11 protein-coding genes and 1 pseudogene are annotated in these 14,310 nt (G+C 45.6%); 4 read left to right on the top strand and 8 right to left on the bottom strand.

Features of this window, described 5'->3' with window-relative positions; all coding sequences use genetic code 11:
* Positions 1-121: 121 nt before the first annotated feature.
* Complete coding sequence (locus QUA78_RS07140; protein ID WP_333303106.1) at positions 122-1,081, bottom strand: ISL3 family transposase; 960 nt, start codon at positions 1,079-1,081, stop codon at positions 122-124.
* A gap of 294 nt (positions 1,082-1,375) precedes the next feature.
* On the opposite strand from QUA78_RS07140, the pseudogene tnpC reads away from it, so the two are divergent.
* Positions 1,376-2,822 (top strand): annotated as a pseudogene (gene tnpC / locus QUA78_RS07145) (IS66 family transposase).
* A 157-nt stretch (positions 2,823-2,979) separates the two neighbouring features.
* On the opposite strand, the gene QUA78_RS32795 reads toward tnpC, so the two are convergent.
* Genes QUA78_RS32795 through QUA78_RS07150 form a run of 3 tightly spaced genes read right to left on the bottom strand, consistent with a single transcriptional unit; the run spans position 2,980 to position 3,676 of the window.
* Positions 2,980-3,243, bottom strand: coding sequence for an ISAzo13-like element transposase-related protein (locus tag QUA78_RS32795; RefSeq protein ID WP_445302372.1), 264 nt, complete (start codon positions 3,241-3,243; stop codon positions 2,980-2,982).
* The gene (locus tag QUA78_RS32800) at positions 3,188-3,343 is read right to left on the bottom strand and encodes an ISAzo13-like element transposase-related protein (protein ID WP_445302373.1); all 156 of its coding nucleotides are present in this window, start codon (positions 3,341-3,343) and stop codon (positions 3,188-3,190) included. Before QUA78_RS32800 ends, QUA78_RS32795 begins: the two co-directional genes overlap by 56 nt.
* The gene (locus QUA78_RS07150; RefSeq protein WP_333303107.1) at positions 3,344-3,676 is read right to left on the bottom strand and encodes a hypothetical protein; all 333 of its coding nucleotides are present in this window, start codon (positions 3,674-3,676) and stop codon (positions 3,344-3,346) included.
* An 863-nt stretch (positions 3,677-4,539) separates the two neighbouring features.
* Between QUA78_RS07150 and QUA78_RS07155 the strand changes: the two genes are divergently transcribed.
* The gene (locus QUA78_RS07155; RefSeq protein WP_333303108.1) at positions 4,540-5,886 is read left to right on the top strand and encodes a DUF3370 domain-containing protein; all 1,347 of its coding nucleotides are present in this window, start codon (positions 4,540-4,542) and stop codon (positions 5,884-5,886) included.
* A gap of 122 nt (positions 5,887-6,008) precedes the next feature.
* Entirely contained in the window at positions 6,009-6,392 is a 384-nt protein-coding gene (locus QUA78_RS07160) for a VanZ family protein (protein WP_333303109.1), read from the top strand.
* A 189-nt stretch (positions 6,393-6,581) separates the two neighbouring features.
* On the opposite strand, the gene QUA78_RS07165 is transcribed toward QUA78_RS07160, so the two are convergent.
* The 4 genes from QUA78_RS07165 to QUA78_RS07180 all read right to left on the bottom strand — a co-directional run bounded on the left by QUA78_RS07165 (position 6,582) and on the right by QUA78_RS07180 (position 12,545).
* Complete coding sequence (locus tag QUA78_RS07165) at positions 6,582-7,091, bottom strand: tetratricopeptide repeat protein (RefSeq protein ID WP_333303110.1); 510 nt, start codon at positions 7,089-7,091, stop codon at positions 6,582-6,584.
* Positions 7,092-7,138: 47 nt separating this feature from the next.
* On the bottom strand, positions 7,139-8,722 hold the full coding sequence (locus tag QUA78_RS07170) for a DUF4335 domain-containing protein (protein ID WP_333303111.1): 1,584 nt from the start codon (positions 8,720-8,722) through the stop codon (positions 7,139-7,141).
* A gap of 233 nt (positions 8,723-8,955) precedes the next feature.
* Positions 8,956-9,561 (bottom strand): DUF3038 domain-containing protein, encoded by a 606-nt coding sequence (locus QUA78_RS07175; RefSeq protein WP_333303112.1) that lies wholly within the window; start codon positions 9,559-9,561, stop codon positions 8,956-8,958.
* Positions 9,562-9,812: 251 nt separating this feature from the next.
* Positions 9,813-12,545, bottom strand: coding sequence for an endonuclease MutS2 (locus QUA78_RS07180; RefSeq protein WP_333303128.1), 2,733 nt, complete (start codon positions 12,543-12,545; stop codon positions 9,813-9,815).
* Between the two features lie 463 nt (positions 12,546-13,008).
* Between QUA78_RS07180 and QUA78_RS07185 the strand changes: the two genes are divergently transcribed.
* Positions 13,009-14,256 carry an ATP-binding protein gene (locus QUA78_RS07185; RefSeq protein ID WP_333303113.1) on the top strand — a complete coding sequence of 416 codons (1,248 nt, stop codon included), beginning with the start codon at positions 13,009-13,011 and terminating at the stop codon, positions 14,254-14,256.
* Positions 14,257-14,310: the final 54 nt, after the last annotated feature.

Consider the following 14,310-nt stretch of genomic DNA (forward strand, 5'->3'; position numbering starts at 1 on the left):
ATAATGGCTGGTTCATGATTTTTAGAGTTGCTTTACAGCAGAAATCTATTATACACTAAAAACTCCCAAACGATTGCACGGCAATCGTTTGGGAGTTTATTGTTGCCGAATCTATCTTCCTTTACCTCTGCTTGAATATCTGCGGAATGTGGGAAGTATGAAACTCTTCTTTTAAAATGTGCAGATCTCCTAGTAACGGCGAAGCATCTTTTACTTGTTTTAAGTTTAATTTTTGTTGGCGAGACTTGTCATTCTCTGATTTCAACAATGTATATTTACTTCCTTTTAAACTCTCCAATAATTTTGCTCTTTCTTTCGCTTTTAGCGATGAGGCTGCCTTTTTTTGCTCGATTCTCGCCTGATTTAATTCCTCATGAATCATTTTTGTCACATGAAATCTATCTACTGTTACATCAGCATTCGGGCAAAGTTTTTTGACTAATGATTTATAATTACCCGTCATGTCCATACTTACTTCTTCGATCTGGTTTAAGACTTCTTCTCCCCATTCAAGCATCTTCTTTTCGATTGTCGCCTGTTTTCTATCGGCAACTAAACCTATTAATTTATGTGTTTTTAAATCGACTAATACAACTATAAACTTTCCTTGTTCTTTTACTAAACTAATTTCATCTATGCCTAATTTGTGTAAGTATTGTACATCAACAGGTAATATTTGATTGGCTACAGTTTTTACCATTGACCAAACTTCTTCTTCTGTTAATTTATTGTTTTTAGCCACGTTATTAATGTCACTATGGACAACTTGTTCAGCAATACTTTGTGCATATCTCTTTGTAAAAGTTTTCTTTTTTTCGAGAAACGTCAAACTTTCATTAAAAGGTTTGCGACAATTTTTACACTTGAATCTGCGCCGATTTACTCTCAGCATTACTTCTCTCTTACCTATTGGTAAATCTCTCACTAGATATCTATAATTTTGATGTAAATGATGGCTGCATTGACTGCAAACAGGGCAAGAGGCTGTCGTTTTTTGTGATTTTATTACTAATATTAATGTTTCTCCTGTCTGTTTGTAATCTTCTACTATGACACCGGGCAAAATGAGAATATTTGTCATTAACTTTTCATTATTTATTCTGTCGTCACAATTATCATGAACTTTTAACTAATATTAAAGCACAATAAGTACGGAAGAGCCAAAACTTTGCACTTCTACGTCGCGAGTGTCCTAAATTTACTGAAACAAGAAAAAACTTCCGGCACAAAGTCTAAAATGAAACGGTATCGAGCGGCAATGGACAATAATTATTTAGTTAAAATTTTAAACTCTGCCAGTTAATACTCGAAATATAACAGCGTAAGGATTCAGGTGAAAAATGATAGAAGGGGAAAAATCTGCTAGAGTATACACATGAAAAAGCCCGAAGCTAATACACAGCAAGAAAAAGCCGAGATAGAACAGTTGAGCCAAGCTGAACTAGTTGAATTGGTGCTGGGGCTGCAAAAAATCATCGAAGAACTGAAAGAGAAACTAGCGATTGCAACGGGTAAAAGTAGAACTAACAGTAAAACATCATCACAGCCGCCTGCGCTCGATCTAATCCAGAAATCCGAAAAAGCCAAAGTCTCAGCGGAAGAAGAGCCGAAAAAGAAACCAGGTGGGCAACCAGGATATCAAGGGAAAACCCGCAAAGGATTTGGCAGGATAGACCGATCTGAAATTAGCAACCCAGAAATATGTAATTGGTGTGGAAGTAGAGAATTAAGTGAAGTAATTAGTCTTCAAACACAACAAGTGGCTTGTTTAGTAGCCAAACCGATTGAAGTCGTAGAATATCAAACACAGTCATGTAAATGCCTCGAATGTGGTGGAGTAGTTCGTGGTTCATTACCAGAGGGAATAGTTGGGGGGCAAGACTTGAACATTAATCTCCAAGCACTACTAGTATGGCTGGGAAACTATGGGCACTTATCCTATCAAAAGCAACAGGAATTGATATGGGAACTAGGTGCAATTGAGATTGGTACCGGAACACTTCAGAAAACAAATCAACGAGTAGCTGAGGCGGTAGAACCTACTATCAATGATTTATGGGAATGGGCAACACACAGACCAAACGTGCATGTAGATGAGACTCCCTGGTGCGTGATGGGAGTCAAGGAATGGTTATGGACAGCTAGTGGTGAAGGATTTTGCTTATTCCATGCTGCCGATACTCGTGGCAGAGTTGAATTGGAAACGATGTTAGGCACTGAATTTGCAGGAGTATTAAGTTCAGACGATTTCAGTGTTTATAATGGTTGCCAAGTTCAAGCACAACAGAAATGCTTAGCTCATTTACTGCGGCATTTCAAGAAGGTGTTGGCACTCCCTGGTCAAAATAATAATGCTGCTGTCGCGACAGTATTTATTGAATTAATTAATGAAGCTTTTAAACAGCATCGGCTCTGGCGAGAACAGGGAGATATGCTGACCTATTGCCAGTGGGCGGTTGATTTCAAAGCACGATTGAATCAAGCTTTGCAAGTTTGGCGAGATACAGTTGGTTATGCCGCAGGTTTGTTGTTGAGCTCGTTACGGGATAAAGCAGACCAATGGTGGTACTTTCTTGAAGATCCTCACGTTCCACCTGATAACAATCTTGCTGAACGTTCATTGCGCCTGGCTGTCACCAAGCGGAAAGTTTCTGGTGGTTCTCGCTCAATGGAACGATTTAAGCAAACTGCTCATCTACGAGCGTGTTATCCAGACTTGTCGCTTTCAAACTCGTTCTGCAATGGCTTTTTTCCGTGAGGCTATTTCTGCCCATTCTTGTCTCTCATTCCTGCCTTCTCTCATTCCCCTTTTCCAGACCTGAATCCTTACATAACAGCTATCTAAGAAGAAAAATTATCCGGCTTTAAGAAGTTCAGAAAATCTTAAGGTTCTGATTTAATCTGCTCAAGTCGGGTTAAAATTAAGAATTTTAAGAAGGTTTTTTTAGTTATTTAGTAATGCACAAATCCACGTTTGTGTCAAATTAATTTAGATGCGTTTACCCTGGTATCTTTACTATTTCCTAATGTTATATATCCTCGGTTTTGTTGAAAATCATAAATCCCATGTGGGCTCACTTTACCGTGACCTAAACTCCAAAAATCATGATCTAACGTAGTGACAGGTTCCGTTGTATACAGAGTTCCAGGACGATACAGATTTCCTAAAACTTCTTTCTTTTTGGTGTCAAAGCGGTTGGATAGGATTGTTTGCTTCTCTATACTCTGTATCAAGTCTCGCAATATTTTTAAATTGAGCGTCCCGATTTTTGTTGATTCCTATTGTTGGCTTTTTTTGGGCTTTTCGTTTCACATATCCATGCTTTTTTAATAGCTTTCCCACTCAGGGTAGACTAATGGTGAAACCTGCCGTTCGTAGTCCAGAAGCTATTTCTTTATGCGTCAAATTATTCCATTTAATTAACTCATTCATTGGGTCTCCGGCTGTGTGATTTTTTAAAACTTCTAAAAATGCTGCATCAATGCCGATTTGAGTAGACAGAATACTTTTTCTTCCCCCTCCTTTCTTTCTGATCCTAGAACTATTTAGTGTCTGTTCGTCCATTTTTTCTAAATCTTCCCATCCCTTGATGATGGTATTTCGACTGCATCCCAAAAGTTGCATTACATAGCTAATTCCACCCCATCCCAATTTTTTAGATTCTTTCTTCTGCATACCTTATTTATCCTTTTCTGATAAAATTTTATAAATTTTTTTCATTTCTGACTCAATTGAATTAGAATAAAACATGGGTTTAAACGCAAATTAGAGTAGTTGAGTATAAAAATCCGTTGTGAGTTAATCTCTGTTTTGGTAAAAATTACAATAAGCGCACTTTTTTTCAGTATAACCGATAATTCATCAACTTATTTATTTTTCATTCCTTATATCCTCTGGCAATGTGTTACGACGGTTATATCGACAATTCGTTAGCTTGCGCTTCTACCCCACGACTTCATCGCTTTCGCAATGATTCGGTTATAGGATTTTTGCTTGCGGTGTCGGTATTCAGCTATCCCGATAGTCCGCTTTACACTAAGTTTGTCAGTCTTTGTGTAGGGGAAACCAGATTCGTATCTGGTTCTCTGTGTGCTTTCAATCACGCACCATGATGTCAGGACTTGATTTATTTTGGATTTTAGTTATGATGATGTTGGTTGACACCTTCATTTTTCCCGTTTTCCCCTAGTTGTCTTAGCTAGATGCTCGACTAGGTTTTCTCACCTGCATGAATAGTAAGTTGTCGGCGATGGGGGATTAAAGTGCGAACTCCAACCCTAGTGGGCTTACCCTATCGCTGCTAGCCATCCCCCCTTTCAGGTTTCGGCTAAACGAATCGCACTTACAATTACATATTACAACAGTGGGCGCGGTAAAAATCCCAATATCTGCTAGGGACGAGTGCGCCAAATATCCGTACAAAACCAGCCATGACACGAAGATTTACCTCCTCTTCTCTGCCCTCTCTTTCTCAGCGCCCTCAGCGCCTTCTGCGGTTAATAAAAAAATCTCCTCGAACCAATGCAAAATATCAAAAAATGCTGCCAGTTCTATCAATTATCCCCTTAGCCCAAACCCCTCCCGCATCTCAAGAAATCGTGCAAATCCAAGAAGTGCGACCTCTCCCCGGACAGTTAGACAACATCCCAGTATTTAACAGCAACAGTCCCGAAGTAGTGCTGCAAGACGGAATTTTGCTTTCGACATTTCCCCCGGATGGTAAAAGATTTCCGGCGGCACATTTAAACTTTGCGTTTCAAGGACGTTTCGACATATTTGCCCACCACATTGCCAAAGCAACCGCGCCCGAAGATTTGCGAACATTGTATCAAGGAGTCATTGTTTACAATCCGGGCAATAAACCTGTAACGTTAGATATATTGCAAGCTGCGAGTTATCTCAGTCAACCCGATGCACCTTTTATTGAATTGCCGCCGCAAGTCGATAATTCAAACAGCAATATTTACGCGGGGCCGGGAAGCCGCGCTGTGAATGATATTCTCAGAGGAAGGAGACAGTCTGACTTTGGGCCGGGGTTAATTATTCCACCGGGAAAAAGCCAACTGTTGATGAATCATCCGATACCAGTGCGGGGATTGGTACCGCCGCTAAACGGTCGATCGACCTTGATGCGGTTGCGCAGCGATGGTATAGTCTATGTTGCCAGTCTGGCGATGTTTGCCCGAGTTGACGAACAGGGGAACGAGCGATCGCCCAACTTAGCAGAATGGCAAAACTTATTAGACAATGGTAATATAGCCGGGCCGCGCGATCGAGCTCCCACACCGCCAGAAATCACCGAAGGTCAAGTAATTTACGGCCGAGTTGCCGGTGTAGCATTAGGTTCAGAATGGCGAGCACTTCTCTCAGACAACCCCGCCACATCAAACCTAGCAATTCCCCAACCCGGAACAGCATTTTCCTACCCATTAAGCAGCCTCCCGCGCGGAATGCTGGGCACAAATCAAGTGCAAAGTGCGAGGATGCTAGTCCGCTACCCAGATACAGCATACCGCGCCCACGGCAATTACGGAATTCAATACAATCTCAGCTTGCCGCTGTACAATTTTACCAGCAAAAATCAAACTGTAACTGTCGCCATTCAAACTCCAGTTAAGACAGACAAATTAACTTCAGGAGGACTTAGTTTTTTAGAACCTCCGGCACCTCAAACTTTTTTTAGGGGGACGGTCAGAGTGCGGTATACTGATGACAGTAAAGTGCCTCTAACTCGCTACGTGCATTTAGTCCAGCGGCGGGGACAGCAGGGGGAACCTTTGGTAAAGTTAGAGATGAAATCGGGAGAAAAGCGACTTGTAGAAGTGGATTTTATTTATCCGCCCGATGCGTCGCCGCCGCAAGTTTTGACAGTGAAAACAAATTAAATTTGAGCGGCTGCTAGGGGTAGGCAGAGGCATACAAATACAATACGTAATTAACCAGATTTGATATTAGTTTCGCGTGGCGCAGACTTGGTTTGTGTCTAGTCGGTATCGCCAAAAATAAGATGAAGTTATCAAAAAAATTCTGGATTGTTGCTGGTTTTTTGTACTTTTTAATTCTTCTCAGTATCATGCTTTTAGCAGATACCGGAAAATTAGTCAACTTTCCTTTCGCTCATCCGCCTTATGACAAACTCGGCCACTTTGTTTTGTACGGAATAGCATCTTTTTTGTGCTATAGAGCCGCTGGCAAAAAAAACATTAATTTGTTTAATTATTCAATTCCTTTCGGACCCGCAATTTTTACTACGTTCACTGCTGCGGAAGAACTGCTGCAAGCGCTTTTACCAAATCGTACTGCTAGTATTGAAGATTTTTTATATAGTTTTTGCGGGATTGCAGTTTTTTATTGGATTGGAGAAGTTTGGGATAGAAAAAAAGGGAAGTGAGAGCAACTGCACAACCCGATTTTCATGGGAAGCCGTGATACCATTTTAGATGATAGATTAAAGAATTGAAGAATTGGGAATGAGAGATTCCATAAAGGTTGGGAGCTTCCCTAGAGTTGCATTATTTTGTGAAAATGCTAGAAATTAGGGTGCGGTGCGCACCCTACGATACTAAAATCTAAAATGGTGTTACTTGCTGATGTCCTTGATAACTAGGTCGAGTGTATTTGCTTCTTGAGTTTTGCCTTGGTTTCTAAATAAATCCCTGGCTTTTTTTACCGACTCTACTGCCTCTGCCCTCTTATTTTGTGCGTACAAGACTTGCCCGAGCATATAATAAAATTCTGGGACGTTAGGTTTGAGGCGAATTGCAGTTTCAAAATTGGGAAGCGCTTCTGCTAATTTGTTTTGATTGGCTAGAATGCTGCCCAAGTTAGCGTAAGCTTCGGCAAAATTGGGGTCTATTTGAATTACTCTGCGAAATGCTGCTTCTGCACTTGCTCTGTTTTGTTGGGCGGCAAAATTTAAGCCTTGTTGGAAATATTCGTTTGCTCCCGTATTTTGAACTAAACTATTGTTGACTGGTGACTCTGCTCGCACGGGTAAAGAGATATTGGCAGCACAAACTGGAGCAACTGTCAATATGCTGGCTGCTGCTGCCGCCGTTAAAAATTGATTTTTTTTGAACTTGTTTAACATTGGCAATTAACCTAGATTTCCCATCGGGACAATGTGTTTGATAGCGTTTAATTACTCTCTTCCAAAAAGGTTTGTACTCGACCGTTTGGCCTCAAAACCACTCGAATTTTAGGGATTTTTCCATTGGAAACGGCAGAAACAAAGGGTTCGCCGGCTAATGGCATATTAATTTGCTCGATATAATCTGCTGCTGCTTTTCCCATCGGCACGATACTTTGAATTGACCCATTTTCATCGATCAGCACGCTGTATTCCAAAGTTTGTTCCATTCCTTCTGGAGGCTTCCAGCGTTCCTCAAAGTAAGTTCTAGCTTCTGAAACCTGAGGAATTGTATCAAATAAAGTGGTGTTTTTTTTGCTCGCCGCGGCCTGGTTGTTATCCTCGGACTCCGCGGTTGGTTGAGCGTCCTCAAGAGGTGGGAGTTCGGTACTGGCGGGGGGGAGAATCGGCTCGATCGAGCGGGGGAAGGGTTGCGGTGGGGGAACGGGAAATCGGGAAGCAGACAGGGAGGGCGGCAGGGGGGGCGGTACGGCGGGAGCTAGTCTCGGCGGTAGGGGGGGCAGCAGGTAGGGTACTGGTGCGGGTGCTTGGGGGGCGGAAATGGGCGGTTCTTCGGGGGCGGGAATAGTGATTGTTTGCCCTTGAGGGAAAGCTGGGGCGCTCTGTGGGGCGCTGGGTGCGCTGCCGTTGGCGGGAAATAGCAGGGGTGGCTGCTGGATGGGGCTGGGTTTGTTGGTGGGGGGAGTTGGGGCGAGGGCGATGGGAGGCAAGCTGGGGCTGGGGGAGGCAGCGGTGTTGATGGGCGGGGGCGGCAGGGGCGGTAAAGCGTTTGTGGCTGCGGGTTTTGGTGCTGGGGGTGTCGGTAGGGCGGGAACTGGACTGGGGGAGACGCCGGCAGCTAGCTGGGGGTTTCCTGGATCGGGGGCGGCGGCGGGGGCTGTGGCGGTTTGCGGGGAGGTGGCGGCCCGATCGAGCATTTTGATAATTCCTGTCGTCAGGCCCGCGCTGGCGACCATCATTGCTGCCACCTTGAGCCAGGGTGAGGACAGCGGCCGTCGGGACTCGCGGTTGAGGTTGGGAAGCGCCATCACTTCGGCAGCGCAGTCATCTAGTGCTGTGGCCAAGTCAAACAGTTGCAGGGTGCTCAAGGGAACTACCGGCCCGGATTCTGCGGCGCTCAAAGATCCTAAAAATAAGTTGTGGGCGAGCAAGCCGCGGGGTTCTAAGCGGGGGGGAACCGGAAGGTAGGAAGTTGGGAGAGAGTAGGGGTTGGAAGTTGCTAGTTCGGAAGTGTTGACGGCTCGATCGAATATAACGGCGTTATGCGCGGCTTCTGGCGAGTCTGGGCCAGCAGCGGTAAGCCCGGTTTGAGAGTTGAGGTTGCTTTCCCAATCGCGGGATTCGCCGAGCAAGTTTTGAACGTAGTTGCTGACAGCTTCGTGGAGGGTTTCGAGTTGAATTCGATCGCCCCTGAGGGTAACGTGTTGGGTATCTGGCAGCCTGGGGTCGTCGAGTCGCAGCTCGAAACTTAAAGATTTAAACACGGGTTGGCCCGCCCAGCGAGAGAGAGGCGAACTTTTGGCTGTAATTTCCAGCGTGCAAGTGGGGGGCGTGTACCGTTTGAGAACCATAGCAGGAAGGAAGAAGGAAGAAGGAAGAAGGAAGAAGGAAGAAGGAAGAAGGAAGAAGGAAGAAGGAAGAGGGAAGAGGGAATAACTATGTTTTATCTAATATTTGGCAGCATTCTCAACAAGCTTTTTTAGCAACAGGCAAGATGCCTGTTCCACAATAAATAAATTTTCTGGTGGAACAGGCATCTTGCTTGTTCCCGATCTTTGTCATTCTCGTTCCCATTATGCTTAGCTTAATTTTTAGCACGGTCTAGAAGAGCCAGCCAGAGGCGGCGGTGGCCCCCGGGACTGCTGTAAAACAGCAAATCGATCAGGAGTTTGAGGGCCAAATCAGTCAGTTCTCGGGCCGATAAATTTTCTGCATCTTCCATGCGCGAGCCATAAGTGTTGCTGAACCTGTCAATATAATCTCCCAGCAAAGCGATTGTGTGAGGTTCGCGGTTTTGCTCTGCCATTTGTTCTAGCAAAGCAACAGCGCGGCGGATTAAAGCTTGGTGCTGTTTTGCCAAATGACAGCTTATCAAAACGAGCGATCGAGCTTCCTCAACATCGAGTTTTTTGCGCCCTCCCTGGCCTTTCCGCAGCGGGTTAGATTGGCGCAGCCGCCACAAAGCTACTCGATCGGCTACCATTGACTCTAAATTCAGTTCGGCTGCTACCTTGAGCATCGCCTCTGAGCCAATTTCTGCCAGTGCTTCTAGAGCTAACAGCACTAAATCCAGTTGGGCTTTAATGTTGTCCAACTGGGTAGGTTCTGGTGCTTTTTGGGTCAATTCTTCCCAGTTGGGAGATGGGCCCGTTTCGTTTGTGGGAGCGGAGGACTTTACGGTCGAGCGCATGGCTTCAGCACGGGAAATTAAGACAGGTTGAGGCAGGATATCAAACAGTATGCAGTGATGAAAGCTTTGCGGCCTGTGGGCAACAGCACATCTGTTAATTTTTCTCCATAGCTCGTTGCTTTGATTCCGGCAATCCTAACTGCTGGACGGAGTTGCGGGTTAAAAGTTGCCGTTTCAAGTTCGATCGGTCGCAATCAGCAAAACCCATAGATTTTCACCCCTCACCATGCTACGCCACGGGATGCCACAAATCAATGTAAATAAGCGATCGTCACACCTGCACCTCCTTCTTTTTGACTGGCGAGCTCGAAGCGGGAAACCTGCGGGTGAGAAGCGAGGAACTCGTGAACCCCGCGCCGCAACTGTCCCGTACCTTTGCCGTGAATTATCCACAGCACTCCGTATTCCACGGCCTTGGAAAGAGCTCTGTCTATTTCGATTTCTGCATCTGAAACTCTCGCACCCCGTAGGTCGATCGTATTATTAGCAGTGCGAATGGCAATTTCGGGATTGGGTTTTGCCGGTTCCGCCGCTGCTTGCTTAGCTTTAGCCGTAGCGAGTGCTTGTGCTTGGGCGGCCGCCTTGGCTAATTGAGCTTTCGTTTCCGGTTTTTGACCGTCGAGGGATTCAATTTCTCCTAGTTTGACAGTCATTTTCATAATCCCAAACCGGACGCTCAACTCTTCGTTAGCGTCGGGGCCGCTGAGGACTTCGGCGGTTTGGCCCAAGCTGGGAATGCGGATGCGATCGCCCGCTTTCGGCATAAAACCCGGTTTCGGTTTAGCCGGTTGTTGGCGAGAGGGCAGGTGTTTTTCAGAAATTTGATTTAAAGTATCTGTCGCTTGTTGGGCATTTTGAGCCGTCTGGTTGCCAGACTGCAAGCGGCGAATGATTTGAGCAATTTCTGATTTTGCCGACCCTATCGCCTCATTTACTGCCACTTCCTGAGCTATTTTTAGTTCTCGCTCCCGCTCTTGCAAAGCGGCTGCTTTTTGAGAAACTTCTCTGTGCAGTTTTTCGGTTTGGTGTAGCAGTTGAGTTGCTTCTCTGGCCTTGGTTTCCTGTTTTCGGCGCTGTGCTTCGAGTCCGGCAATCACTTGATTGACATCTTGAGACGCTCCTCCGACATAAGTTTGAGCTTCTTCGACAATTTCTGGTAGCAAACCGAGTCTTTTGGCAATGGTGAGGGCGTTGGAACGTCCGGGAATTCCCCACAGCAAGCGATAGGTTGGCTGCATGGAATTGTCGTCAAATTCTACTGAGGCATTTTCAAAGCGCGAGTCTTGATATTTGAGGGCTTTGAGTTCGCCAAAGTGGGTAGTTGCAACTGTTAATAGGGAATGTTGGGCGAGGTATTGCAACAGGGCGATCGCCAATGCACTGCCTTCTGAGGGGTCTGTACCTGCTCCTACTTCGTCTAACAAAACTAAAGATTTGGGAATTGGGCATGGGGCATGGGGCATGGGGCATGGGGCATGGGGCACTTGTGCTGAGCTTGTACTGAGCTCCGTTGAAGTGCGTAGCCGAAGTATGGGGGCTGGGGAACTTGTACTGAGCGTATTTGTACTGAGAGAATCCGAAGTAGCCGAAGTATTGGGAATTGAGAGGTTGGAATTTTCTTCCCCTTGGGCCTGCGATTTATTGTGTAAAACTTCTAAAATGCGGCTGATGCGGCGGATATGGCCGGAGAAAGTAGACAAACTTTGCTGCAAAGATTGTTCGTCACCAATATCGGCCAAAATATTGTCGAACCAAGGCAATTCTACGGGTTCGCGGGCGGCAACAAACATTCCTGCTTTCGCCATTAAAGCTGCCAATCCCAAGGTTTTGAGGGTAACAGTTTTGCCGCCCGTGTTGGGGCCAGTGATGGCGACGACGCGGATGTGCGGCCCGATGGTTAAATCGACTGGCACGACTGGAAAGCCTTGCTCGTGCTGTTGCTGCCAAACTAATAAAGGATGGCGCAACTGGCGCAGGGTGATTTGCGATCGCAGGTTGCGAATTAATAATTGACTGTTTTCTTCTTTTTCCTCATCTTCTTTTTCTTCTTTTTCCTCATCTTCTTTTTCGGGATTTTTTGGTGCTAATTCTGGCTCTCCCAATTCGATAAATTTCGGCGGATTTGCTTGCAGCCAATAACTGTAACGCGCTTTAGCTGCCGCTAAATCTAAAGTTGTAACTACCACCACCAATCTGTCTAAATCGGGTTTTACTGCTGCGACTTGCTCGGTGAGGGCGCGGCGGACTGCTTCTTCTTCGGCTTGTTCTTGCCTGAGCAACTGCCGCATTTGGTTGTTAAGATTGACTGTGCTGTGGGGTTCTACGTACAGTGTCGCGCCGCTGGCCGAGGAGTCGTGAACGATGCCCGGTATGGCATCTTTTTGGGGAGCTTTGACGGGAATGACAAAGCGTCCGCTTCTTTGGGTAATTAGCTGTTCTTGTACGGCGTTGGATTGGCGCTGCAAAATTCCCTGCAAGATTTGATAAATGCGATCGCGCAACTGTCGCATTTGAACTCTAATTCCTGCTAATTTAGGAGTGGCTCTGTCTGCTACTTGAGCGCGATCGTCTATACAGCGGTGGATTTCTTGCTCTAGTTCGGGATAAGTCCGCAATTGGGCTGCCAGTTCTTTTAGCGTCGGCACATCTGCCTGAGAGTCAATTATCCGGCGCAATTGCCTTGCTCCGGCGAGGGTAGTAGCAATTCCCAGCAATTCTTCGCCGCTGAGCAAACCTTGGAGTTCGGCTCGCTGCAGGGAAGTGCCGATATCTTGGATTCCTTCAAAACTCAAAGCACCGCCAGCGCGGCTCTCTAACTGATAAGCTTCCTGAGTTTGGGCTAGGATTTCTGCTGTTTGAGCTATCGTTGGCGGGATTTGGAGGTCGAGGGCGGCGGCGACGCCGAGTTTGGTGGCCGCGAAGGTAGCCAAGTGCTGACACAGGCGCGGCCATTCTAATAGTTCTAGTGTTTCGGATTGAATCAAAGTTGAGGTGGTGTTGGTAATTGGCATTCTCAGGTGCTGACCGAGAAGGTGAATTTAACGATACTATTAATTGATTTTAAAGTTTTTTATTGTTTCCTGGCGCAATTTGAGAAAGTATCTGCGATCGCCCTCAGCAGTCTTTCGGCCGAAAGCTCTGATGTAACATTAATTACGAAGGAGAAAATTTGCATTTTTGCATTACCAGTCTAAAATTATACCTTCTCGTGATACCAGTCCCCAAAAAATATGCAACTTTAGGCAAGCTCCCAACTATTATACAGTAAGTCATTCCCAATTTTTTACTCTAAAATATAAAATCTAAAATGGTATGGGCTATTTTTGGTTTTGAGGGAGCAGGGATGGGCTGTTTTTTGGTGGAATTGAACTCTTTTGGAATTTTAAATATGTCACCGCAATTCTGGCGGTTGTATCCTAAAAAGTAATTTATGGAGCTGGTAGAAGTATGCCAAAGATTCTGGCGATCGTCGCGGATGCTGTGACTGTTGAAGTCGTGCAAGAGTTGCTGGGGAGGGAGGAACATGAGGTGAGAGTTGCTCCCGACGGTAATGAGGGTTTAGACTTGGCGAGGGAATTTTTGCCGGATCTAATAATTTGCGACGGGACTTCGCCTCAAATCAACTTTTTGGAGGTGTGCCGGTTGGTGAAAGCCGATCGTCAATTGGCTACAGCCTATTTTATTCTGCTGACAACAGCCGATCGCTTTGAAGAACCCCCAGAATTGGACGCGCCCTTTGACGATTTTGTGTTTAAACCGATAGTTAAGCAGGAATTTTTGGGGCGGCTGCGCGCGTCTAAGCGATCGCGCGAGTTGAGGGCGCAGTTGGAACTCACCCAGCAAGAATTGCAACTGTCGCGCGATCCAATGCTGCAAAGTGAAAAAATGTCTACTTTAGGCGAATTGGTATCTGGTATCGCCCACGAAATTAACAACCCCATTACTTTTATTTACAGCAATCTCACTCACGTCCAAAGCTACGCTACCGATTTAATTGAACTGCTGCGATTGTATCAAAAAGAGCTAGTTACTCCCGGAGCGGAAATTCTGCAAAAACAGCAAGATATGGATGTGGACTTCGTTCTCGACGATTTATTAAAAATTGTGAGTTCCATGCGTACCGGGAGCGATCGCATCCGCCAAATAATCTTGTCGCTACAGGATTTTTCCCGCAGCGATCGATCGGGCTGGCAGTTATTCGATGTTTCCGACGGTTTAGAAAATACTCTGTTGTTGTTGCAGCACCGCTTGCCGGCTCGCGAGGGAAGGCGAGACATCAAGGTGATGAAACAATTCGGCAATTTGCCACAGATTGAGTGTTATGCAGGTCTTCTCAATCAAGCTTTTCTGAATATTATCAATCACGCGATCGATGCTTTAGAAGAGTCGGCTCAAGACTTGGAAGAGTTGGAATCAATCAAATTTAAGCCTGTGATTTTGATTAGCACTGAGGTGGTCGATGCTCAGCGGGTTTGTATTGAGATTGCTGATAACGACATGGCAATCAGCAAAGAGATCACAGCGCAAATTTCTGATACCTTTTTGGTGGCACAACCTGCGGAACCAACCATTGAATCTGGACTTTCTGTCAGCTATCGGATAATTGTAGAGCAGCACAAAGGAGAGTTCAAGTGTTTTTCGGAACCTGGTAAAGGTACTAGATTTCGGATAGAACTTCCGCTGCGTCACAGTTAATTAATAGTATTTACCGTTGGGTAGGGGCGGGTTTTTGAGATTGTTGGTTTGAGT

Source organism: Microcoleus sp. K4-B3 (assembly GCF_036704615.1).
Lineage (GTDB): Bacteria > Cyanobacteriota > Cyanobacteriia > Cyanobacteriales > Microcoleaceae > Microcoleus.

Excerpts from the sequence above, each read along its gene's own strand:
- QUA78_RS07140 (WP_333303106.1), bottom strand. The coding sequence starts at position 1,081 with ATGACAAATATTCTCATTTTGCCCGGTGTCATAGTAGAAGATTACAAA.
- QUA78_RS07150 (WP_333303107.1), bottom strand. The coding sequence starts at position 3,676 with ATGCAGAAGAAAGAATCTAAAAAATTGGGATGGGGTGGAATTAGCTAT.
- QUA78_RS07155 (WP_333303108.1), top strand. The coding sequence starts at position 4,540 with ATGCTGCCAGTTCTATCAATTATCCCCTTAGCCCAAACCCCTCCCGCA.
- QUA78_RS07160 (WP_333303109.1), top strand. The coding sequence starts at position 6,009 with ATGAAGTTATCAAAAAAATTCTGGATTGTTGCTGGTTTTTTGTACTTT.
- QUA78_RS07165 (WP_333303110.1), bottom strand. The coding sequence starts at position 7,091 with ATGTTAAACAAGTTCAAAAAAAATCAATTTTTAACGGCGGCAGCAGCA.
- QUA78_RS07170 (WP_333303111.1), bottom strand. The coding sequence starts at position 8,722 with ATGGTTCTCAAACGGTACACGCCCCCCACTTGCACGCTGGAAATTACA.
- QUA78_RS07175 (WP_333303112.1), bottom strand. The coding sequence starts at position 9,561 with ATGCGCTCGACCGTAAAGTCCTCCGCTCCCACAAACGAAACGGGCCCA.
- QUA78_RS07185 (WP_333303113.1), top strand. The coding sequence starts at position 13,009 with ATGCCAAAGATTCTGGCGATCGTCGCGGATGCTGTGACTGTTGAAGTC.